We start from the raw sequence: 22,413 nt of genomic DNA, 5'->3' as shown, positions 1-22,413 counted from the left end.
AGGTGGCGGTATGACAAGGGCAAAACCTAAAGAAATTATGTCATGGTTTGATGTGCGTAGGTATGAGAAATTATTAGATTTAACGGTATGAGAAGTTATTGATGATCTAAAAAACAGAGTGACTTATTTATATGATTATGAAAAAGACGATGATATAGATAATAAAATAAGGACTTTAATATTTAAAGGATTAGAGAAAGGATTAGTTCATCACGATGATTTAATTTCTCATGATATAATTTCAGATTCACCCGATGATTTTTGTGATGAGTGGGGTGAAGTTATAAAAGATGAATCTTCCAATGAAATTAGTGAATTTGAGTTTATTATAAATGGTCACCCTATAAAATGCATCGATCTTCTTGATAAAGAATACAATGAATATTCTATTGAAGGAGAGTCTTGTAATTTGTTTAATGTCGGAGATCTAGTATCCTACTACAGAGCCTTATTAAGGCAAGGTGATATAATAGAAGAGATTAATAATCCTATAAAAATAGTTGATGGAAATATATTTACAAGTATAAATCATATTGGTTACTTGGGAGATTGGTTTAATGAAGAGTTGGTTGTTAAATTTAACATAGGAGATTACTCAGATGATGAGCTGGTTACAGAATTTAAAGAGCATCTAAAAACATGGAGGCTAGGTACAGGAATAGATGAACCAGAAAAAAGCAATAATAGAGTTGGGTTATCTTCTTTGAAAAAAATATTTTCTTACAAAGTGTTTCCTTTCATTGATTTGATGCTTTGGGAAAAGATAAATAATAAAAAAATCAGCAACGAATTATATGCTAGATTATTATTTCCTTTAAGTGATGGAAATGTGGTTGGTGGGGTTCAGATTAAGGACACGGTTAAGCCATTCGTTGTAATAATAGTTTTTGGTGATCTTTTGCGCGCTATGTCGTTCTATATAAAGAAAAATGAACACCTTAAAAATATGAGATTTTCAGATATCATGAAACTCGCAGAACTTTAAATTTTATGATCTTATTGGATAAATCATTTTTATGATTATGTCTATCTAAAACAGAACTATGATATGAAAATATTCCCTGTAATCAAAAAACGTCCATTACAACATCTCAAGGACTAGATAACAGGGGGCTACATGCCAACAACTATCACACCTAAAGAAACCCTTATCCGCTTACCTGAAGTTCAGCGCAGAACCGGCTACGGTAAAGCATGGATCTACAAACTCATTGCAGATAACAGATTTCCTAAGCAAGTTAAAATCGGTACTCGCTCAGTCGCTTTTATTGAATCAGAAATAGATGACTGGATATCACAACGTATCGCTGAATCGCGCGGTGAGGTGATGTAATGCCCAAATTTATATTACCCACCGACGAACAGCGGAAATATATTCTTTCTGTTTATGGTGAAAATGAAAGGCGAATAAGAGAAAGGGAAAGAGAAAGGATATCCGGCATTTCTCGCAGCCATTGCCATAAATTAGAGGGATTAGGTTTATTTCCGCCACGTTGTCATTTCGGGCGTAATTCTTGTGCGTGGTTATTAAGCGATGTTTTATGGTGGATACGCAATCCGCCCAAAGTAGAGAACGTCAATAACCCCTATAGCCGAAAATCAAATTAATTAAGACAGGGTAAAACTATGACATCGAAAAATATGGCTTTATCCGGTCAGGGGCGTACCTACGCCAAAAATCAGACTAGCGGAATATTAGTCAATGGGTTGCCAATTGAATTAGTGAGTCAATGGGTAGAGATATGGACTAAACAAAGTTTCGCTGTCTCAGTATCAAATGAGTTACGTCGCCAATATTACAAGAATGATGCGGAGTTTAGTTTAGCAATGCGTAAAGCTGGTTATGTGCCAGTCAGAACGAAAAAGCTCACAGGTAGAGAACAGCGATTCTGGCTCTATCGCGTGACAGGTAATGACAAGGGGTTGTCGACCAATAAAAACAATAAAATCAATAAGTTTAATCCTTTTGTCCAGTACAGTAAACGACCAGTCAGAGCCTTCGAACATATTGCTGTGGATGGTCAGTGGCTTTATGTCTATGCCGATCACATCCGTTTTCTGACTAAAAAACGTCACCGCGTTGAGGGTGTTCGAGTTCAGGGCTACACGGCTCAGGGTAAAGACCCGGTCATTAAAAGGGTGGCGTCGGCCGACATTGGAGAACGCGAAGGCTGGCGAATACTCAAGGCGGGGGGCGTGCAGGTGACTACAAAAAGTAACCTCAGAGCGATCCTGGCTGACTGGCTGATACGAAGCCACACAAAAGAAATCTGGAGTATGACGGCAAAATCAGGCTGGCATAAAGGGGCGTATATCATGCCGGACGGTTCGGTGATTGGCGAGCCTGAACAGCCTGTTTTGTTTAACGGGGGAAGCGCTGCCGCCCATGCTTACACCGTTTCAGGGACAACGGAAAGCTGGCGTGAACAGGTGGTACGGCTGGCAAATAATAACCCCTTTATGATGCTGGGCATTGCGACGGCGTTAGCGGCCCCGATGATAGGGATTGTGGGGACGGACGGGTTTGGTGTCCATCTGTATGCACAATCGACTGCCGGGAAAACCACGACGGCAGATATTGCAACCAGCCTATACGGTAAACCGGATGAGCAACGGCTGACGTGGTATGGCACCGCGCTGGGGATAGCCAATGAAGCCCTGGCACACAATGACGGGCTGTTGTCACTCGATGAGGTAGGACAGGGTGCGAACCCTAAGCATGTCCACACCTCAGCCTATACCCTGTTTAATGGTAAGGGGAAAATACAGGGGGCAAAAGAAGGCGGTAACCGTCCTTTGGCAAGCTGGCGAACCGCGGCGATCAGTACCGGTGAGAAAGATATCCCCACGTTCTTGATGGAGGCCGGGATTAAAATTAATGCCGGGCAATTAGTCCGATTGCTGAATATCCCGATGGAAAGGGCTAAAACCTTGCACGGTTCAGAAAATGGTAAGGCGCATGCGGATGCGTTAAAGCGCGGCTGTCGTGAACATTATGGTGCGGCAGGGCGGGAATGGATCGGTTATCTATCGTCACACCATGAGGAAGCCAGACAGGCTTATATTGAGGCGCAATCACGGTGGGGCAAGCTAATACCGGAAAGTTATGGTGAGCAGGTACAACGGATCAGCGACCGCTTTGCTGTACTGGAGGCGGCTTTAATGTTGGGGCGGGTCATCACGGGCTGGAACGCGCAGGATTGCCGCGATGTGCTGCAATATATCTTTAATGTCTGGGTGGCGGAGTTTGGGACAGGCAATAAAGAATTTGAACAGATTGTCGAGCAGGCCGTTTCCTTTCTTAACGCTCATGGTATGAGCCGCTATGCCCCTCTGCCCTATGATGAGCGGGACTTACCGATTCGAGATTTGGCTGGGTATCGGGAAAAGAAAGGCCTTCATGATAATGATCCGATGATTTTCTATACCTTACCCGCGACTTTTAAACAGGAGATCGCCCGGGGTTTTAACGTGGATAACTGCATTGACCTGATCGCCACTGACCCGCCCTATTATCAGATGAAAGAGCACCAATGGGATAACCAGTGGAAAGATGTCACGGCATACCTTGCGTGGCTGGATGAAGTACTGGCCGAGTTCTGGCGGGTACTGAAACCCAACGGCAGTCTGTATATGTTCTGTGGGTCGCGTCTGGCGTCTGATACGGAACTGCTCGTGCGTGAACGGTTCAATGTGTTGAACCATATTATCTGGGCAAAATCGTATGGCCCGTGGCTAAGACAAAATAAAGAAATCCTCAGAACCTATTTTCCAGCGACGGAACGAATAATTTTCGCTGAACATTATCAGCGGTTTGATCACCCGAAATCTGACGGACGTTACCGGCAATATCAGGCACTGAGTGCGCAGGTTTTTAAACCCCTGATAGATTATTTCCGTGATGCCCTGAAATCATCAGGTATCAGGCTGAAAGAAATCAACCAAGCAACGGGTAAGCAGATGTCCCGCCACTGGTTCAGCGAGAGCCAATGGTCATTACCCAATGAAATGGACTATCAAAAATACAGGTATTGTTTCGCGGGAAACTGAACCGGCCACATCATGAGCTGGTGGCAGAACATCAATTTTTATCACGGCAATATAAAGAGTCGCTGACACAACAAAATTACACGTCATTGCGCCGCCCGTTCTCGGTCACACCCGATGTACCCTATACCGATGTCTGGCAGTTTGCGCCTGTTCAGTATTATCCGGGCAAACATTCCTGTGAAAAACCCCTTGATCTGATGACGCACATTATCCAGTCCAGCAGCCGGGCAGGGGATGTGGTAGCCGATTTCTTTATGGGTTCCGGGGCGACACTGAAAGCGGCGTTAAAACTCAATCGTCGGGTGCTGGGGGTTGAACTGGAAGAGGCACGGTTTAGGCAGACTGAGCGGGAGATAAACGAACAGTTGTCAGCGTTGAGTTTACAACCAATTCGAGCAACTCCTCGGATTGGTATAGAGAGCATCCATGAAAGATGAATTTGATATCAGCAAAAGGTCACTTAGGTGGCCTTTTTTGTTGCCTACGCAATGAGGGAATTAACCATGTACGCATTAAAGCTAATCACAGAAAGAAACGGTCGTTCAGTAGAAGAGTCATGGATCTTGGGAGACATGTACCGTCTGGAGTTTTTCCCGAAAGATGTCGCTGAGGGCGTTATTGCCCGTGTCGAGAATAGCCAGAACGGCAACCTGATTTATCACGACATCAAAAAAACAGATCAAGCTTACATAACCACTCTAACGGGTGACACTGTTCGCACGGTCTGTCGAGGCCGAAGTGGACTTGTAGCTGGTTCCATACAGTAACCAATACAGAGCGTCTATATTTGGGCGCTCGATATTGCTTATTACCTAATTTGCCACCGCAATCACTCCCAGTACCTCCGTATCTCCTATTGCGGCTGGCAATCTAACTACTTGAAATTCATCCGATATCGGAATTCCGATAACGACCTCCCACTCATTATTAACTCACAGGGGCGATCATAACTCACCCCACGGAAGCCCATTGTCTTAATGGGGTGGAATATGCGCATGACTGAAAAAGACGCGGAATTCTGGTCTCACGTTTGGGACTGGTTAATTATCAATGCGCCCTTTCTTGGCGGGATGTTTCTGGCGGCATCGACCGCCCTTGCCCGAGAGAAAAGGGACGGTTCAAGCTGGACAGCTTCGTTAGTAGAAGCCTTTATTTGTGCGGCGATCAGTGTCGGGATTATTAACGCGCTGGAATATGCGCAACTGCCCCTGAGTCTCGCCCAGTTCTTCGGTGTCCTCATTGGCTTTTTGGGCACCAAGAAGATCGGCTCTATTTTTGATGCGGTCTTTACCTTCTTCAAAAACAAATTCGGGGTGAACAGATGACCAGAGGCCTACGCAATAACAACCCCGGCAACATTGACCATAATCCGGCGAATAAGTGGCAGGGTCAGTTGCCGCATGACCTAAGTATTGAAAAGCGGTTCTGTCGGTTTGAATCGCCTGAATATGGTATCCGGGCACTGATGAAGTTGTTATGTAACTACCACAAAAAAGGCTATCAGACCGTCGCGAAGATAATCGACCGCTGGGCACCCACTAACGAAAACAACACTTCGGCTTATATCAAGGGTGTTGCTCAGTCTCTGGGGGTCGTTCCTCACCAAGTCATTGAAGTGAACAAAACGACGCTGATTGCCCTGGCTAAATCTATTATCTACCACGAGAACGGCGAGCAACCTTATTCTGAGGCGACGTTTGAAAAAGCGTTTGAGATGTTATGAGATGGCAATTGTACGCATTTATTGTCATTTCTGTATCATTGCTGGCTGCACTTTGGGTAGTAGTGAAGGGTTATGAGGAACTCAGCAGGAAATATAAAGAATTGTCTGATGATTTCTCTAAACAAACCGCCCTCATCACCAACCAGCAAGAACGCATCCAGCACCTTGCAGAACTGGACACCCGTCACACACAGGAACTCGCCCATGCCAAGACTGAAATTGACACTCTTCGGGCTGATGTTGCCGCTGGCCGTCGCAAGCTGCGCATCCAAGCCATCTGTCCCGTGCGTGAAACCCCTTCATCCGGCAGCGTGGGCGATGCAACCACCGTCGAACTCACTGGAGAAACTGGATCAACTGTTCTCGATATCCGAGAAGGCATCATTAACGACCGGGCAAAACTGAAATATTTGCAGGAGTATGTTAGGGGGCAGTGTCAGTGAGCTATGAACTCTATCTGACAATCAATCTGAAAAGATGAAAGTTTGAGAGCCAGATAGAGTTATTATTAAGTTTGTATTGGGGTTAATGGGACAGTCGTGCCTATAAACAAGATGGAATACCAATTGGACCAAAAGTTAGTGCGCAATCGATCGTACAATGCCTCCACTCTGGGCTATCAGGAGGATATTCTATCGAGCAGGCCACAGCATAAGTCTGCATTGAAGCTAAAAGAGTAGAACCAGCCAGCAGGAAAAGAAGAATGTATTTTTTCATTTTATTCACCATATGTTACTTACAGTACCACAAAACCTGATAACTCCATTTCAACTCAATTAAAAGCGAATAATCCTTAACTATTAGTTACCCTATGAAACTAAACCCAATATTTCTTTACCCATTCCCTTGAGTGGTTAAAGCAATAACCCATGCCATCACCCCGTTCCTACCGCGTACCCAACGCATACGGTCTGGTGGCATTTTTATTTTCACTGCGCATTCACACGCACATCAATAAAAAACGCAGAACCTTACAGAAAATCGAACCTGAGAAATCCGTTAATAGGGTATTTCTGCGGGCGGTTTTTCTGTGTGAACAGGTTCGATTTTCTATAAGGAAAGTACCCGATGAGTAACATCATTCCATTTGAGTATGACGGTCACCCTATTCGCTTTAATGAAGAGGGGTGGATCAATGCTACAGACGTAGCGGCTAAGTTTGGTAAAGAGCCGACAGCATGGCTTCGTCAAGTTGATGTTCTTGAATATATGGCGGCTTTAAGTAAGAAGCTGTTTGGTAATTCTGGTTTTCTGACAGAAATTAGTAAAATCAAACGGTTAGACACATCTTCCGCAGCATCAAGAACAAAGGTTCTTAAGTTTGTTAAAAATACAGGCTTAGTGAATACAAAAACAGGCCCACAGGGTATGTCGCCGATAGGTGAGGTTACTATAAGTGAAGTCCAGATAAAGGACGTTTATTTTAAAACGAGCCGTTGGGTTGTAGAAAGAACGCATAGTTGGATGAATCGTTATCGGCGGATATTAATCCGTTGGGAAAAGAAAATAAGCAATTATGAAGGCATGCTGTATTTTTGTTGTGGATTGCTCGTGTGGAATACAATCCTTTTGGGATAGGCTCTAAGGTATTAAAGTAAATATAAATAAATGCAAAAAATAACATTATAAAATAATTGAATAAATTAACTGAGGACAATAATGAACAATAAACTACAAACCGCCGTCGAAATTGCAGAAGAAATTGAAGCATCAATATTTCCTGTAATAACAGCAACCCAAAATAAAGCAGAACCGGATACTCATTTAATGTGTCGTGGTGTGCATCGTCAGGCATGTAATCTAGCTCAGCAATTAAGGGAAATAAATAAAGATTATATCATGTCAGATAATCAGGCATTCGGTGAATTGGAAGGCGTTGCAAGTGAAATAGAAAGTCTAAGAACATATGTTTCTTTATTAATGGATACGGATAAAAGTCTTGATGGCCTACAATTGCTTAGTATTGCACTGGTCGCAGTAGTTAATATTGGTAAAGAAATAGCACGCATCCGAGGAGTAGAATACTCATGAATAATATCTACAAACACACTCACGTTAGTAACACTCGAATATCTGAAATGAGCGATAAAGATTTACATTATTTAATAGCATCAAGTGATGATGCAATGCGTGCAATAACAAAAGGAATTGCATCTATTGGAAACTTAGCCCATGCAGCCGTAAATAGTGAAGAGTATTCCCAAGATGATGCTATGAATGATCTTGAAAAAATAGCGCATCTGTTAACTGTCTTACCGCTTGTGATTGAAGCTGAGCATGATAATTACTTTAGCGCCTTTTGTGAAATAAGAGAAAGAAAGCAAATAAAAAAACAGAGAAATTAATTGAATCAATAAGGAATCACCATGAAAGCATTTAAACCCATCGAAAACGCAACTAACTACGATATCAAAATTGAACCGCGTGAAGTCTATGTCGTTCGCGGTGCTAACAAGGCTTACTTTAGCGAACAAGGCGCACTGAATAAACTGGCTTACGTTCGGGCACAGAAGCAGTTCGACGAAGAAAAAAGGCCAAGCAACTACCCATACGAAGAAGTCACGCTAGAAGATGGTACTCCTTCAATACGTCGTGGGAAAATGCGACCAGAGTGTATACTAAGACACTTTCGGATATTAAACTGGTTGCAAGACGATATAAAAAAAGAAAAATAATTCCTTCGGCTTAAAAATAAACGCGACAAGAAAGCAGAAGAACATAGAAAAGTACATAATGAGTTGATGGAGATAGATAATAAACTCGACCAGCTACAATCAAAATAAAAACAACAAACCAAATTTAATTACAGTGTCATCACTGGGGATTATCACACTCCAAAAACGGAGAATATAAAATGGCACAATCAACTTTGCTTGAAAGAAAGCGAAAGGCGCTTATTCAAGTAAAATTAGATACATTGAAAAATAAACACGGCTGTCATTCTGTAATTATAAAAGTAGCTGATTTTAATTACAGGCTGGACTTAGACGAGGAGATATTAACTATTGCGTTAATTCGCTTCTTTGAACTCGATGTATTGGCAGTAAAGAAAAAATCAGAAGCAGAACAACTTATCGTGGATGCATATAACAGATTTTATACCAAGTTTGTAAATTTAACCATAGAAGGAAATGAGTTTATAAATGAAATATTAAAACTTGTTGCCCGTAAAACAGAACCTATAAACGGAAATAAAAAATGAAAAATAAAACTTATTCAGACCTTGCTAATTCAGCCATCCAGAAAGAGAAAGAAGAAAAATACGATCTTGCTGCTATAGAGTGGGGAGAAGCTAAAACTGTAGCCACCAGTCTTAATGCTCAATTATGGGCTGAATATCGCCAAGAGCATAACGAAAAAAGACATTCATTGCATCACAGCTATAGCAAGGCATTAAGAACCCAGAAAGAAAATAGTCAAATTGAGGAGGTAAATAAACGAACAGTGAAAGTATTAGAAAAACATCTCAACCACACTGAGACAAATAAATTCAAACAAAAGCTCCGGCAAATGGGGAATTAATCATGACAGCATATGAACAGGCAAAAACATTAGCACAGTTTTTAGAGCTGAGAGGTTTATTTCGCCGTGCTGCTGATAAATGGGGTGAAGCACTTTCATTATCTCAATATAAAAAACAAGAACAGGAATGTATTAAAAACGGTTCCCATTGTATTCGGCAAGCAAAAATTATTATTCGGGAGGGGTCGTAATGGCAAAGGGGAAAAGAAGTAAAACACAACAGGGGTTTGGCGGAATGGTAGTGCCTCAATTATTTCAAATAAAAGAAGACTCCATGAATGAGCATGTTAATACCAAAAAATTCATTGAACCTTATTCGACAAATGATGGAAACGTATTAATGCCACTTAATCGCTCTATGCGCCGTTATGCCAAGAAAATGAAAATTGAAATTAAGGAAGTAAATAATGACTAAGAAAAACGAATTAGTACCAGTATCCGCCAAAGAATTGCAGATCGTTGAATATCGCGGCCAGCGCGTTGTGACCACTGAGCAGTTAGCTGCGGGGTATGGGGCAGATGCAAAAAATATTCAGGATAATTTCCAAAAAAATCGCCAACGCTTTATTGAGGGCAAACATTACTTTTGGCTTGAAGGTGAGGAATTACAGGTTTTTAAGAGGCTCCCCGATAATTTCGGGGTGGCTAATAAATATACAAGCCGCCTCATTCTCTGGACAGAACGTGGTGCAGCGAATCACTCCAAAATGTTGGAGACCGATCAGGCATGGGGTTCCCTAATCTGGACAAGGTTATTCCGACAGAGAAACAAAATGTGATGCCGTACTTTCGCCTTGATTATCTGGCTTACCCCTATTTGATGTTTCGCGAAGGCGCGGTGCTTATGGAACCCTCTGGCATGGAGGCTCCTTGCCGATTCCGGTTTAGCTCTTTCACAAACAGGCTTTATGGCAACCCCATTTTTATTGCCTTACCCCTTTATAAAGACGCTTTCAAGTTTGCCGAGCGGAAGTTGAAAGAAGTGGAGGCGGGCCGTGATTAAGGAACATCGCCAGATGGTGGACATTGAAGACGAGCTGGTCAGAACTATAGTCCACATCGACGACGGCAGGGACTACACGCAGCAAATTATCCACCACATGAAGCACAACCTTTACATTCACGAGGGCGTTTGCCCTCCCCTGCCACCCGCTCCCAAAGTGGCAGCCGTGAAGATAACACCGATTAAGAAAGGCAAGCGAGGAAAGAAATAATGATAAGCATCGATAACGCACAGAATGAAATTGGTTTATCCGAACTCATTGACGACGGGCGCGAGTGGGCAGACTGGTTATTGAAGAAGGTGAGTGAATCAATATTAGAAAAGTCAGTAACCAAATCCAGCGAATACCTGACCGTCCCCAGAAGCGCCGTACTGAAAAAAGAGCGGGAGCAAATCGAACAGCGCCAGAATGACCTTAAGGCGGAATGGCATAAAAAATTTAATTTAATGGAACTCGTCTACGAACTGGAAACCTATTTACTCACGGAGAAACGGTCATGATTAATAACTCATTCCACCTCACACAAATCATTGCTTCGGCATGGGGTGATCCGTCTGATATCACTGATGCAATCTGGCAAGCCGGATACCGCAAGCCAGAACGGGGAGAAAAGGAAATCACTGCGCTGACTATCGACATTATGGAAGGGGTGCCCGATGAGGTGCCCTGCTCAGCAAGACCAAAGAATTTGGATGACATTCTCAGTGAGGAGCTGAACAACATCATAGTTGATGCTACGTGGAGTGATCTTGTCAGGCCAGCAGCCTTAGCAATGATAATTTTGGAGAACGGGTATCAGAAAGAACAATAAAGAATCGCAATTATTAACTAAGGGTTGCAAAAAGTAGCAGCCCAATATTGTTAAGTTATCCTTAATATAATGCATGGGAAAAGCTATGGCACGAACTCAAACGCTTAGGGAATGGGCAGAACAAGAATTTTCCGAACCAGTTCCAAGCTACCAGACTCTAATACGTTACGCAAAAAACGGCATGATCTCCCCTAAACCATACAAAGCCGGAAGGTGTTGGAGAGTTGAATTAAACGCCAGATTTATTGGATTTATAGAAAAACCTATTATCAAGAAAAATGATGACCCCAGACTAATGAGGATCTTAAAAGATGGCTCGTCCACGCAAATATAATGTCAACGTCCCCGGCCTATCCTGTTACACAGATGCCAGAACAAAGAAGGTCTACTGGCGCTATAAGCACCCTATTACAGGAAAATTTCATGGCTTAGGGGATGACGAAGAAGCCGCGAGAGCCATTGCTGTAGAAGCTAATTCCCGTTTAGCTGAGGTCAAAATGACTCAGCTAATAAAAGTAAAAGATGAAATTAGCAGAAAGATAAAAAAAGGAATATCAGTAACAAGTTGGCTAGATGAATATTTAAAAATACAGAATGAACGATTAGCTGCTGGCGAGATAAAAATAAACACAGTAAAGCAGAAAATTGCACCTGTCGAAGCATTCAGAAAGCATTGTGGTAACGAAATTATTGATAATATCCAAACTAAAGATATTGCAACTTTAGTTGATGAGTATAAAGAACGCGGGCAAACAAGGATGGCCCAAATTGTTCGCATGGTTTTAATTGATGTTTTCAAAGAAGCCCAACACGCAGGTGAAGTGCCTCCGGGATATAATCCTGCTAAAGCGACCAAAATGCCTATTAATAAAATTAAACGACAAAGACTGAGTTTGGAAGAATGGAAAGTAATATTCGACCATGCCGGAAAAACACAACACTATTTACAGAATGCGATGTTGTTAGCCCTAGTCACCGGACAACGCTTAGGAGATATCGCCAAATTACGGTTCGACGACGTATGGGATGATCACTTACATATTATTCAGGAAAAGACAGGGGCTAAATTGGCGATCCCCCTAAATCTCAAGTGTGAAAAAATAGGCTTTACATTACGAGATGTAATAGCACGTTGTAGAGATAGGATATTAAGCTCTCACGTACTCCACTATCACCATACGACCTCACAAGCCAAACGGGGTGGTCAGGTGTCTACTAATGCCATCACTGCCGGCTTTCAAAAGATCCGTGATGAGACAGATCTCAAGTGGGAGAAGGGTACACCCACCAGCTTCCATGAACAAAGGTCACTATCGGAACGTCTGTATCGCGAACAGGGAGTCGATACAAAAACATTGCTAGGCCATAAGAGCCAGTCAATGACAGATAAATACCATGATGATAGAGGTAAAGATTGGACTGTTTTGGCGGTGAAGTGACGGTCGAATTATGACCAGTTTTGCAGGAGTTTTGCAGAAGAATTTTTACATTGTTAAAAACAACGGGAACCATTAAGCCCCCGTTATCAATTCAGTTAAGCAATCAATTACATATGAGAAATGATTGCATCACCAAATTCACTACATTTCAGTAGATTAGCATCATTCATCAGGCGTTCAAAATCGTAAGTCACGGTCTTGGCAGCAATTGATCCTTCCATTCCCTTAACGATTAGGTCAGCCGCTTCGAACCACCCCATATGGCGCAGCATCATTTCTGCGGAAAGGATAACTGAGCCAGGGTTTACTTTATCCTGACCAGCATACTTAGGCGCAGTACCATGTGTTGCTTCGAACAATGCACACTCATCACCAATGTTTGCGCCTGGAGCAATACCGATACCACCAACTTGAGCTGCTAATGCGTCAGAAATGTAATCACCGTTCAGGTTCATACATGCGATAACATCATATTCTGCTGGACGCAGGAGAATTTGCTGCAAGAAAGCATCTGCAATGACATCTTTAATGATAATGTCTTTACCGTTCTTAGGATTCTTGATTTTAACCCATGGACCACCATCCAGCAGCTCTCCACCGAAATCAGTGCGAGCCAGTTCATAACCCCAGTCTTTAAAGGCACCTTCAGTAAATTTCATGATATTGCCTTTGTGAACCAAAGTCACCGACTCACGATCATTATCAATGGCGTATTCAATCGCTGCACGTACCAAACGCTTAGTACCTTCTTCTGAACAAGGTTTCACGCCAATACCGCATTGTTGAGGGAAACGGATCTTATTAACACCCATTTCATCCTGTAAGAATTTAATAACTTTATCCGCTTCTGCTGAACCTGCTTTCCACTCAATACCCGCATAAATATCTTCCGCATTTTCGCGGAAAATGACCATATCAGTCAATTCAGGCTGCTTAACAGGGCTTGGCGTGCCTTGATAGTAACGGACTGGGCGCAGGCAGACATATAGATCCAATTGCTGACGCAGTGCAACGTTCAGTGAGCGGATACCGCCACCAACTGGCGTTGTCAGCGGACCTTTGATGGCAACGCGATATTCACGGATCAGATCCAAAGTTTCATCCGGTAACCAGACATCTTTGCCATATACATGGGTGGATTTTTCACCCGTGTAGATTTCCATCCAAGAAATTTTGCGCTCATCGCTATAAGCTTTCTGAACTGCAGCATCAACAACTTTAAGCATGACCGGCGTAACATCAACACCAATGCCATCCCCTTCGATATAAGGGATTACAGGGTTATTCGGAACATTTAATTTACCTTTGGCATCAATAGTAATTTTTTTACCTTCCGCCGGAACAACTACTTTGCTTTCCATTAACCTCTCCTTTCAAATAAGCGCAATGCCTTGTTAAATTTTTGTAAGGGACGTGTCAATACTACTTGAATATTCTGCAAACGCCAATGGTCACAGTTTTAAGGTATAATACGCACCCTAATTTTTCGCGATGGCTTATCATGACAAATATCTCTTTTAAAAAACGACAACTTAACCGATTCAGCCAAAGAAAAAATAACAATACTGCAAAAAAATTAATAGTCCCCAGACGGGTGTTAGTATTTAACAAACCTTATGATGTTTTACCCCAATTCACCGATGAAATGGGAAGAACAACATTAAAAGATTTTATTCCGTTTACTGATGTTTATGCCGCAGGTCGTCTGGATCGTGATAGTGAAGGGCTGCTAGTATTGACCAATGATGGCAAATTACAGGCTAAATTGACGCAACCACTTAAAAAAACAGCTAAAATTTATTATGTTCAGGTTGAAGGTATTCCTGATGAATCTGCCCTGAATAAACTACGCTGTGGCATCATGTTAAAAGATGGCCCGACTCTGCCTGCCGGTGCTGAGTTGGTGGAAGAACCAGAATGGCTCTGGGAGCGAACACCTCCCATCAGGGAACGGAAAAGCATCCCTGTAAGCTGGCTCAAAATTACCCTGCATGAAGGACGTAACCGTCAAGTGCGCAGAATGACAGCCCATGTCGGCTTTCCTACATTGCGCTTAATTCGTTTCAGTATGGATTCAATACAATTGGGAACATTATCCCCAGGAGAATGGAGAGAAATTAATTTTGTTTAGTCCACACGTTATCGTTGCCTGTATTGTATATGCAGAAAACAAATTCTTGATTGTAGAAGAAATAATTAATAATAAGCCGCTATGGAATCAGCCTGCTGGTCATCTTGAGGCTAATGAAACGCTGCTGGAAGCCGCTGAGCGGGAATTGTGGGAAGAAACCGGCATTCGTGCCAAACCTCAGGCATTTTTGAAACTACACCAATGGATCGCGCCTGATGGGACACCCTTTATCCGTTTCCTGTTCTTGATTGAAATGGAAACTATCGTGGAAACAAATCCACAAGATAAGGATATCCATTGCTGCCACTGGTTAAGTGCAGAAGAAATTCTTCATAGTCCGAAGTTACGCTCACCACTGGTTGCAGAAAGTATCCGCTGCCACTCAGAACACTGTATTTACCCGCTATCAATACTGGACAGTTATGGCTCACCTTTTGCCAGATAATTGGTATGAATAAGAATCGATTGAAAAGAGCATGAAGACGTTTGATGCACCTAAACTGCCAACGTGTTAGAGTATTGCGTTTGTTTTTTTCCGCAGTGAGATATATCCATGTCAGATAACAGCCAGAAAAAAGTCATTGTCGGAATGTCCGGCGGTGTTGATTCATCAGTTTCCGCCTACCTTCTGCAACAGCAGGGCTATCAGGTAGCTGGGCTGTTCATGAAAAACTGGGAAGAAGACGATGGTGAAGAGTATTGCTCGGCTGCTGTCGATTTTGCTGATGCCCAAGCAGTTTGTGACAAATTGGGCATTGAACTGCATACCATCAATTTTGCAGCCGAATATTGGGACAATGTATTCGAACATTTTCTTGCTGAATATAAAGCAGGCAGAACGCCAAACCCAGACATTCTTTGCAATAAAGAAATTAAATTCAAAGCATTTCTAGAATTCGCGGCTGAAGATTTGGGGGCTGACTACATCGCAACAGGTCATTATGTCCGCCGTCGGGATGCAAAGGGCATTAGTCAATTGCTCCGTGGCCTGGATGGCAATAAAGATCAAAGTTATTTTCTATATACTTTAAGTCATCAGCAAGTTGCCAAGAGTCTATTTCCAATTGGAGAATTGGAAAAACCCGAAGTACGCCGCATTGCCGAAGAAATCGGTCTGATCACAGCAAAGAAAAAAGATTCAACCGGTATCTGCTTTATCGGTGAGCGTAAATTCCGTGATTTTCTTGGGCGCTATCTCCCCGCCCAGCCTGGTTCAATTGTTACAGTGGATGGAGAGACTATCGGTCAGCATTCTGGCTTGATGTATCATACACTTGGTCAACGTAAAGGGCTGGGGATCGGAGGAACCAAAGATGGTGGTGAAGAACCATGGTATGTTGTTGATAAGAATGTCGAAAACAATACGCTAATTGTCGCCCAAGGCCATGAACATCCTCGCCTGATGTCTATCGGTCTGATTGCTCAACAACTTCATTGGATTGATCGCCAACCACTAAAAACAGAGATTCGTTGTGCAGTGAAAACACGTTATCGTCAGCATGATATCCCCTGCACTGTCGTTCCCCTGAGCGAAGATAAAATTGAAGTTCGTTTTGATAGCCCTGTTGCCGCTGTCACCCCCGGCCAATCAGCCGTATTTTATCAAGGTGAAACCTGTCTTGGCGGTGGTGTGATCGAACAACGTATACAGGAGTAATTGTGGCTAAAAATTATTATGATATTACACTGGCATTGGCAGGGATCTGCCAATCAGGCCGTCTGGTACAAACACTTGCCCATGAAGGTCAGTGTGATACTGATTCTTTTGAAATGATGGTCAACAGTATCTTGAATATGAACCCTACATCTACTCAGGATGTTTTTGGCAACAGTGCCTGTAATCTGCGAATTGGTCTTGATGCCATGCTGGGCATGTTCAACACATCGCACAGTGGTGTTTCAGCTGATCTGACTCGTTATGTACTGAGCTTGATGGCGCTGGAACGCTATCTAAGCAAAAATCAGTCTGCAGCCAATGAACTGGCAAATCGCATCAGCCAGTTAGAACGTCAGCAAACCTACTTCGAACCTATGTCAGAGGGAATATTCAACGCCCTTGCTGGAATTTATGTTGATGTTATCAGCCCATTAGGACCTCGCATCCAGGTTACAGGCTCACCTGACGTATTGCGTAATCCATTAATTCAGGCAAAAGTCAGAACCGCTTTATTGGCGGGTATTCGCTGTGTTGTTTTATGGAAACAAGTCGGCGGCAGCCGCTTACAAATTATGTTTTCTCGTCAACGCCTGAGCCGACAGGCAAAAGATATTCTTGCTCATTGTTAAGTAAATATTGTTAAACAAAAACTGTTAATTAAAATCTGGGAGTTGCTACCAATGGAATTATCCTCACTGACCGCTGTTTCTCCGATTGATGGCCGTTACGGCGATAAAGTCAGCGCACTACGCGCTATTTTTAGTGAGTTTGGCTTACTGAAATTTCGTGTGCAGGTTGAAGTACGTTGGCTGCAAAAACTGGCCGCTACAGCAGAGATCAAAGAAGTTCCTGCTTTTGGTGCAGACGCAAACGCTTACCTTGATGAAATTATTACAAATTTCAATGAACAAGACGCATTACGCATCAAAGAAATTGAGCGTACAACTAATCATGATGTTAAGGCAGTTGAATATTTTCTGAAAGAAAAAGTCGAGCATGTTCCTGCTCTTCATCAAGTTACTGAATTTATTCACTTCGCCTGCACATCAGAAGATATCAATAACCTGTCATATGCTCTGATGCTCAAAACTGCCCGTGAAGAAATTTTGCTGCCTCAATGGCGACAAATAATCGACACTATCACGCGCATGGCACATGACTACCGTGATCTGCCTCTGTTGTCACGTACACACGGGCAGCCCGCCACACCTTCCACCGTTGGGAAGGAGCTGGCTAATGTAGTTTATCGTATGGAACGCCAATTCCGCCAGCTTGGGCAGGTAGAAATTCTGGGTAAAATCAATGGTGCAGTCGGTAACTACAATGCTCATCTTTCTGCCTATCCACAGGTTGAGTGGCATCAGTTCAGCGAGTCATTTGTAACATCTCTGGGCATCCAATGGAACCCATATACTACTCAGATTGAACCCCATGATTACATTGCAGAGCTGTTTGATTGCTTAGCTCGTTTCAATACCATTCTGCTCGATTTTAATCGCGATATATGGGGTTATATTGCACTGAATCACTTCAAACAGAAAACCGTTGCGGGTGAAATTGGTTCTTCCACCATGCCACATAAAGTTAATCCAATCGATTTCGAAAACTCTGAAGGAAATCTAGGGTTAGCAAATGCTGTTCTGGGACATCTTGCCAGCAAACTCCCTGTTTCACGCTGGCAGCGTGATCTGACGGATTCTACTGTGCTACGTAATCTGGGTGTAGGTCTGGGCTATGCGTTGATTGCTTATCAATCCACCATGAAGGGATTGAATAAATTAGAAGTGAATGAACAGCGTTTGCTAGACGAGCTCGATAACAACTGGGAAGTATTGGCAGAACCCATTCAAACCGTCATGCGTCGTTATGGTATTGAAAAGCCATATGAAAAATTGAAAGAACTGACTCGTGGTAAGCGTGTTGACTCAGAAGGCATGAAAACCTTCATTGAAGGTCTTGAACTTCCTGAAGAGGAAAAAGAACGCCTTAAAGCTATGACGCCAGCAAACTACATTGGTTATGCGGCCTTATTGGTCGACAAATTAAAATAATGTTGCTATTCAATAGATTTCAAGTTGCAATCAAGCTGTAACTTGAAGCTAGAAAATATTCTCCTGGGTATGTGCGAAATCTGTTTTGTTCATACCCAACACAAGAATTTTCATTTACAGGCACACTTCAATTTACCGTTCAACGGTAAGTCAATAACTTCTTCAGCTTACTGTTTTTAATATCACTCAATCATTTATTCAAACAAATAACTCGCAATGTTAGTTAAGACATTGATAACTATACCCGTCGTTTTTCAAGTTTTAACTGTGTTGTACTCACTCCCTTATCGTCGTAATAAAATTCGAAATTCTATTGGATATATATAGTGAAAACTTGTCTACAAAGCCAATAAAACTGAGGTCTGAAAGATAGTAAAGCTCTAACCTGGCAAGAATGCAATTCTATATAAAATATAAATAAATTGTAAATGCATTGGCTATTTTAATCTAAATGTTTGTTTTTAAATGCTCCGTTCATTAACATACCAATAAAGGGCAAATTGTGACTATACTTAGTCTAGCCAATAATATATTTATGATCTCATTTAATCTTTATTGACGAAACTGACTAATTAGCTATTTTAAATTTATTTAGTAAACATTATTGATTAGCATAAGGAATCACTATGCGGATATTGATCGTTGAAGATAACGCATTACTTCGCCATCACTTAACCGTACAATTACGGGATATAGGGCATCAAGTTGATGCTGCGGAGAATGCCAAAGAGGCTGATTATTATCTTAAAGAAAGTCATCCTGATATTGCTATCGTCGATTTAGGGTTGCCGGGAGAAGATGGCCTTAGTATGTTACGTCGCTGGCGTAATGAACAGATTAATTTACCTATCCTTGTACTTACTGCACGTGAAAGCTGGCAAGAGAAAGTCACTGTGCTAAATGCAGGAGCAGATGACTATGTAACCAAACCTTTTCATTTAGAAGAGATTAACGCTCGTATACAAGCATTAATGCGGCGTAATAGTGGATTGGCTTCACAAGTTGTTGCCCTTTCTCCTTTTCTCATTGATCTTTCTCGGAAAGAGTTTTCAATCAATAACACCAATATCAAATTGACTGCTTTTGAATATACCATTATCGAAACCTTGATGCGCAATAACGGTAAAGTTGTCAGTAAAGAATCACTAATGCGCCAGTTATACCCAGATGCTGAATTACGCGAAAGTCATACAATTGATGTGTTGATGGGACGATTGAGAAAAAAAATATTACATGAATGGCCTGAAGAGGTCATTGTCACTGTCCGTGGTCAAGGATATCGCTTTGATGTGAAAGAGAATAATGTTTAAATTTTTAAAAAACCATTTTTCTCTGAGAACTCGGTTCCTTATGGCAACGGCGGCTATTATCCTTGCCTTGACCCTATCATATGGAATTGTCGCGATTGCAGGGTATTTAGTCAGTTTTGATAAAACTAACTATTCTATACTCCGTAGCCAAAGTGATTTATTTTTTATGCTTTCTAAGTGGGACAATAATAAACTGGAAGTGATTATTCCAAAAAAAATTCTCATGAAGTCCCGCTCCTTAGTACTAATTTATGATCATCAAGGAAATATTCTTTGGCGCCAAAATAATATTCCTGAATTGGAAAAAAAACTTAATCCTAACTGGCTGAAAAGAAATGGCTTATATGAATTAGAAACCTATATCACAGAGAGAAAGGGGATTATTTATAATCAAACATCAAATCAAAATGATACGAAAAAGACAGGCGATGATGATAATATACTGTTAACATATTCTGTCGCCGTAAATATTTATTCTGCAACTGAAACTCTTCCTGCAATGACAATCGTTATTATTGATATTATTCCACAGGACGTGCAGGAATCAGCAAAGGTTTGGAAGTGGTTTGGATATTTATTGATAGCCAATTTACTTCTGGTTATCCCATTAATTTGGCTGGCTGCTGATTGGAGTCTCAGGCCGATTAAATCGTTAATTACCCAAATAAGTTCTTTGGAAAAAGGAGAGAGGAAAAAACTTGATGAAAATCCTCCTTCAGAATTAAAAGCGCTGGTCAGAAACTTAAATGCCTTATTAAACAATGAGCGCGAACGTTATGCAAAATATCATACGACACTTTCTGATTTAACACATAGCCTAAAAACACCTTTAGCCGTGTTACAATCAACCCTACGCTCATTGCGGCCTCCTCAAAAAACAACCATTGAACAAGCTGAACCTATCATGCTTGAGCAAATTGATCGCATTTCCCAGCAAATTGGTTACTACCTGCATCGGGCCAATATGCGCAGCGATCATAATCTGCTGTTAAGGCAAATTTCTTCTGTTCCAACCTTACTTGATAGCCTAATCAGTGCCCTGATAAAGGTATATCAACATAAGGGCATTAATGTGATGTTGGATGTATCTCCCGAAGTTACGTGGTTGGGTGAAAAAAATGATTTCTTGGAAGTCATGGGAAACGTTCTGGATAACGCTTGTAAATATTGTCTGGAGTTTGTTGAAGTCACCGCCACAATGGGAGAAAATTCTGTCACTATCATTGTCGATGATGATGGGCCGAGCGTGCCTCCAGATAAACGCGAAATAATTTTTCAACGCGGTTTACGGGCTGATACATTGCGGTCAGGACAAGGGCTGGGTCTGTCGATAGCGGCTGAAATTGTCGAGCAATACAATGGCAATATCAGTATTGGGGATAGCCCATTGGGAGGAGCGCAAGTGAAAGTGGTATTTCGAGAACAATAATTCAACAACATGATAATTAGATGATTGCTAGCTCAATCGCGAAATATTTCAACCAAATCTGATATCGTCATTGACTATTCGTTATAATAGCGCGAAATTCACTTCTCACTTCAGGATGTCACCATGGATTATCAGCTAAATCTGGACTGGCAGGCGTTTTTGCAAAACCACTGGCAAAAACGACCATTGCTGATTAAACAAGGTTTTCGTCAGTTTATTGACCCCCTATCTCCTGATGAGCTGGCGGGACTGGCAATGGAAAATGAAATTGATAGTCGTTTGGTCAGTCAGAAAAATGGGCGCTGGGAAGTTTCTCATGGGCCATTTGAAACCTACGACCATTTAGGTGCGAAAGATTGGTCATTACTCGTACAGGCCGTTGACCATTGGCACCTTCCCTCCTCCGCACTAATGAAACCATTTCGTGTGCTGTCTGATTGGCGCATGGATGACTTGATGATCTCGTTTTCTGTACCCGGCGGTGGTGTCGGCCCTCATCTTGATCAATACGATGTCTTTATCATTCAAGGGAAAGGTCGTCGGCACTGGCGTGTAGGCGAAAAAATTCCGATGAAACAACATTGCCCACATCCTGATCTATTACAGGTTGATCCTTTCGAGGCAATCATTGATGAGGAAATGATGCCGGGCGATATCCTTTATATTCCACCGGGTTTTCCACATGAAGGCTACGCTCTTGAAGATTCACTGAACTACTCTGTCGGATTTCGGGCTCCCAATGCCCGTGAATTATTCAGCGGGTTTGCTGATTACATTCTGGCAAATGAGTTAGGAAGTTATCGCTACAGCGATCCCGAACTGACTTTTCGTGATAACCCGGCTTTGATTCAGGCAAATGAATTAATCACATTGCGTTCAATGATGCGTGAATTACTGGAGCAACCAGAAACTTTTCAGGATTGGTTTGGTGAATTCATTTCTCAATCTCGCCATGAGCTGGATCTTGCTCCACCTGAACCACCTTATGAAAGCGACGAAATTTATGAGTTACTGAAACAAGGTGAAGAACTCAATCGATTGAATGGATTGCGCGTCCTGCGCATCGGTGACCAATGTTTCGTCAACGGCGAGTTGATGGATACTTCTCATATCCACGCCACTGATGCACTTTGTCAGCACAATAAGGTCGATGCCCAACTTCTGGGTGATGCCATTGACGATGTTCGTTTTATCAGTCTGCTTACAGCCTTAGTCAATAGCGGCTATTGGTATTTTAATGATTGATTCGTGAGGATTCACGCGTAAAGGGAAAGGGGCAACACTGA

32 protein-coding genes and 2 pseudogenes are annotated in these 22,413 nt (G+C 42.1%); 33 read left to right on the top strand and 1 reads right to left on the bottom strand.

The window, feature by feature from the left end; genetic code table 11:
* The first annotated feature begins 118 nt into the window (after window positions 1-118).
* The 25 genes and pseudogenes from AC5JQI_RS11875 (at window position 119) to AC5JQI_RS11755 (ending at window position 12,549) form a co-directional block, all read left to right on the top strand.
* Window positions 119-985 carry a DUF6387 family protein gene (locus AC5JQI_RS11875; RefSeq protein WP_493912317.1) on the top strand — a complete coding sequence of 289 codons (867 nt, stop codon included), beginning with the start codon at window positions 119-121 and terminating at the stop codon, window positions 983-985.
* Between the two features lie 132 nt (window positions 986-1,117).
* Complete coding sequence (locus tag AC5JQI_RS11870; protein WP_493912316.1) at window positions 1,118-1,333, top strand: helix-turn-helix transcriptional regulator; 216 nt, start codon at window positions 1,118-1,120, stop codon at window positions 1,331-1,333.
* Window positions 1,333-1,608: a helix-turn-helix transcriptional regulator gene (locus AC5JQI_RS11865; protein ID WP_493912315.1), complete on the top strand. Its 276-nt coding sequence runs from the start codon at window positions 1,333-1,335 to the stop codon at window positions 1,606-1,608. The genes AC5JQI_RS11870 and AC5JQI_RS11865 overlap by 1 nt, the downstream gene beginning before the upstream one ends.
* Before the next feature lie 18 nt (window positions 1,609-1,626).
* Window positions 1,627-4,050, top strand: coding sequence for a DUF927 domain-containing protein (locus AC5JQI_RS11860; RefSeq protein WP_493912314.1), 2,424 nt, complete (start codon window positions 1,627-1,629; stop codon window positions 4,048-4,050).
* Between the two features lie 20 nt (window positions 4,051-4,070).
* Entirely contained in the window at window positions 4,071-4,487 is a 417-nt protein-coding gene (locus AC5JQI_RS11855; protein ID WP_493912313.1) for a DNA methyltransferase, read from the top strand.
* Window positions 4,488-4,553: 66 nt separating this feature from the next.
* On the top strand, window positions 4,554-4,817 hold the full coding sequence (locus AC5JQI_RS11850; protein WP_493912312.1) for a hypothetical protein: 264 nt from the start codon (window positions 4,554-4,556) through the stop codon (window positions 4,815-4,817).
* Window positions 4,818-5,045: 228 nt separating this feature from the next.
* The gene (locus AC5JQI_RS11845) at window positions 5,046-5,375 is read left to right on the top strand and encodes a phage holin, lambda family (protein ID WP_275384524.1); all 330 of its coding nucleotides are present in this window, start codon (window positions 5,046-5,048) and stop codon (window positions 5,373-5,375) included.
* A complete protein-coding gene (locus tag AC5JQI_RS11840) occupies window positions 5,372-5,773 on the top strand; it encodes a structural protein (RefSeq protein WP_493912311.1) in 402 nt (133 codons plus the stop codon). The genes AC5JQI_RS11845 and AC5JQI_RS11840 overlap by 4 nt, the downstream gene beginning before the upstream one ends.
* A complete protein-coding gene (locus AC5JQI_RS11835; protein WP_493912310.1) occupies window positions 5,770-6,216 on the top strand; it encodes a lysis protein in 447 nt (148 codons plus the stop codon). The genes AC5JQI_RS11840 and AC5JQI_RS11835 overlap by 4 nt, the downstream gene beginning before the upstream one ends.
* A 625-nt stretch (window positions 6,217-6,841) precedes the next feature.
* A pseudogene (locus AC5JQI_RS11830) lies at window positions 6,842-7,003 on the top strand (KilA-N domain-containing protein); the annotation flags it as partial.
* Between the two features lie 192 nt (window positions 7,004-7,195).
* A pseudogene (locus AC5JQI_RS11825) lies at window positions 7,196-7,351 on the top strand (IS5/IS1182 family transposase); the annotation flags it as partial.
* An 81-nt stretch (window positions 7,352-7,432) separates the two neighbouring features.
* Complete coding sequence (locus AC5JQI_RS11820) at window positions 7,433-7,804, top strand: hypothetical protein (protein ID WP_493912309.1); 372 nt, start codon at window positions 7,433-7,435, stop codon at window positions 7,802-7,804.
* On the top strand, window positions 7,801-8,118 hold the full coding sequence (locus tag AC5JQI_RS11815; protein WP_493912308.1) for a hypothetical protein: 318 nt from the start codon (window positions 7,801-7,803) through the stop codon (window positions 8,116-8,118). The genes AC5JQI_RS11820 and AC5JQI_RS11815 overlap by 4 nt, the downstream gene beginning before the upstream one ends.
* A 21-nt stretch (window positions 8,119-8,139) precedes the next feature.
* Complete coding sequence (locus tag AC5JQI_RS11810; protein WP_493912307.1) at window positions 8,140-8,448, top strand: hypothetical protein; 309 nt, start codon at window positions 8,140-8,142, stop codon at window positions 8,446-8,448.
* Window positions 8,449-8,627: 179 nt separating this feature from the next.
* Complete coding sequence (locus AC5JQI_RS11805; protein WP_493912306.1) at window positions 8,628-8,975, top strand: hypothetical protein; 348 nt, start codon at window positions 8,628-8,630, stop codon at window positions 8,973-8,975.
* On the top strand, window positions 8,972-9,295 hold the full coding sequence (locus AC5JQI_RS11800; protein WP_493912305.1) for an ANR family transcriptional regulator: 324 nt from the start codon (window positions 8,972-8,974) through the stop codon (window positions 9,293-9,295). The genes AC5JQI_RS11805 and AC5JQI_RS11800 overlap by 4 nt, the downstream gene beginning before the upstream one ends.
* Before the next feature lie 2 nt (window positions 9,296-9,297).
* A complete protein-coding gene (locus AC5JQI_RS11795; protein ID WP_493912304.1) occupies window positions 9,298-9,486 on the top strand; it encodes a PerC family transcriptional regulator in 189 nt (62 codons plus the stop codon).
* Window positions 9,486-9,710 (top strand): hypothetical protein, encoded by a 225-nt coding sequence (locus AC5JQI_RS11790; RefSeq protein WP_493912303.1) that lies wholly within the window; start codon window positions 9,486-9,488, stop codon window positions 9,708-9,710. Before AC5JQI_RS11795 ends, AC5JQI_RS11790 begins: the two co-directional genes overlap by 1 nt.
* Window positions 9,703-10,074, top strand: coding sequence for an ORF6N domain-containing protein (locus tag AC5JQI_RS11785; protein WP_493912302.1), 372 nt, complete (start codon window positions 9,703-9,705; stop codon window positions 10,072-10,074). The genes AC5JQI_RS11790 and AC5JQI_RS11785 overlap by 8 nt, the downstream gene beginning before the upstream one ends.
* Window positions 10,074-10,298, top strand: coding sequence for a hypothetical protein (locus AC5JQI_RS11780; protein ID WP_493912301.1), 225 nt, complete (start codon window positions 10,074-10,076; stop codon window positions 10,296-10,298). The genes AC5JQI_RS11785 and AC5JQI_RS11780 overlap by 1 nt, the downstream gene beginning before the upstream one ends.
* Before the next feature lie 13 nt (window positions 10,299-10,311).
* The gene (locus AC5JQI_RS11775) at window positions 10,312-10,509 is read left to right on the top strand and encodes a hypothetical protein (protein ID WP_493912300.1); all 198 of its coding nucleotides are present in this window, start codon (window positions 10,312-10,314) and stop codon (window positions 10,507-10,509) included.
* Window positions 10,509-10,799, top strand: coding sequence for a hypothetical protein (locus AC5JQI_RS11770; RefSeq protein WP_493912299.1), 291 nt, complete (start codon window positions 10,509-10,511; stop codon window positions 10,797-10,799). The genes AC5JQI_RS11775 and AC5JQI_RS11770 overlap by 1 nt, the downstream gene beginning before the upstream one ends.
* Entirely contained in the window at window positions 10,796-11,110 is a 315-nt protein-coding gene (locus AC5JQI_RS11765) for a hypothetical protein (RefSeq protein ID WP_493912298.1), read from the top strand. Before AC5JQI_RS11770 ends, AC5JQI_RS11765 begins: the two co-directional genes overlap by 4 nt.
* Before the next feature lie 85 nt (window positions 11,111-11,195).
* Window positions 11,196-11,444 carry an excisionase gene (locus tag AC5JQI_RS11760; protein WP_493912297.1) on the top strand — a complete coding sequence of 83 codons (249 nt, stop codon included), beginning with the start codon at window positions 11,196-11,198 and terminating at the stop codon, window positions 11,442-11,444.
* Window positions 11,422-12,549 carry a phage integrase Arm DNA-binding domain-containing protein gene (locus tag AC5JQI_RS11755; protein WP_493912296.1) on the top strand — a complete coding sequence of 376 codons (1,128 nt, stop codon included), beginning with the start codon at window positions 11,422-11,424 and terminating at the stop codon, window positions 12,547-12,549. The genes AC5JQI_RS11760 and AC5JQI_RS11755 overlap by 23 nt, the downstream gene beginning before the upstream one ends.
* Before the next feature lie 107 nt (window positions 12,550-12,656).
* Here AC5JQI_RS11755 and icd read toward each other — a convergent pair whose 3' ends face one another.
* Entirely contained in the window at window positions 12,657-13,910 is a 1,254-nt protein-coding gene (gene icd / locus AC5JQI_RS11750) for an NADP-dependent isocitrate dehydrogenase (RefSeq protein WP_493912295.1), read from the bottom strand.
* Between the two features lie 140 nt (window positions 13,911-14,050).
* Here icd and rluE point away from each other — a divergent pair, with 140 nt between their 5' ends.
* The 8 genes from rluE to AC5JQI_RS11710 all read left to right on the top strand — a co-directional run bounded on the left by rluE (window position 14,051) and on the right by AC5JQI_RS11710 (window position 22,372).
* Entirely contained in the window at window positions 14,051-14,680 is a 630-nt protein-coding gene (rluE, locus tag AC5JQI_RS11745) for a 23S rRNA pseudouridine(2457) synthase RluE (RefSeq protein WP_493912294.1), read from the top strand.
* Window positions 14,673-15,125, top strand: coding sequence for an NUDIX domain-containing protein (locus AC5JQI_RS11740; protein WP_493912293.1), 453 nt, complete (start codon window positions 14,673-14,675; stop codon window positions 15,123-15,125). Before rluE ends, AC5JQI_RS11740 begins: the two co-directional genes overlap by 8 nt.
* A gap of 108 nt (window positions 15,126-15,233) precedes the next feature.
* Window positions 15,234-16,337, top strand: a complete 1,104-nt coding sequence (gene mnmA, locus AC5JQI_RS11735) for a tRNA 2-thiouridine(34) synthase MnmA (protein ID WP_493912292.1) — start codon at window positions 15,234-15,236, stop codon at window positions 16,335-16,337.
* A 2-nt stretch (window positions 16,338-16,339) separates the two neighbouring features.
* Window positions 16,340-16,966, top strand: a complete 627-nt coding sequence (gene hflD, locus AC5JQI_RS11730) for a high frequency lysogenization protein HflD (RefSeq protein WP_237385157.1) — start codon at window positions 16,340-16,342, stop codon at window positions 16,964-16,966.
* Between the two features lie 51 nt (window positions 16,967-17,017).
* Window positions 17,018-18,388 carry an adenylosuccinate lyase gene (gene purB / locus AC5JQI_RS11725; protein WP_493912291.1) on the top strand — a complete coding sequence of 457 codons (1,371 nt, stop codon included), beginning with the start codon at window positions 17,018-17,020 and terminating at the stop codon, window positions 18,386-18,388.
* Between the two features lie 626 nt (window positions 18,389-19,014).
* Window positions 19,015-19,698: a two-component system response regulator PhoP gene (gene phoP, locus AC5JQI_RS11720; RefSeq protein ID WP_237385159.1), complete on the top strand. Its 684-nt coding sequence runs from the start codon at window positions 19,015-19,017 to the stop codon at window positions 19,696-19,698.
* Window positions 19,691-21,127, top strand: a complete 1,437-nt coding sequence (phoQ, locus tag AC5JQI_RS11715; protein ID WP_493912290.1) for a two-component system sensor histidine kinase PhoQ — start codon at window positions 19,691-19,693, stop codon at window positions 21,125-21,127. The genes phoP and phoQ overlap by 8 nt, the downstream gene beginning before the upstream one ends.
* 123 nt (window positions 21,128-21,250) lie before the next feature.
* Entirely contained in the window at window positions 21,251-22,372 is a 1,122-nt protein-coding gene (locus AC5JQI_RS11710) for a ribosomal protein uL16 3-hydroxylase (RefSeq protein WP_493912289.1), read from the top strand.
* The last annotated feature ends 41 nt before the right edge of the window (window positions 22,373-22,413 follow it).

It is taken from the genome of Xenorhabdus sp. XBWT (genome assembly GCF_059072735.1).
The sequence above is the reverse complement of the archived record's forward strand: the minus strand, read 5'-3'. Positions and strand labels throughout refer to the sequence as shown.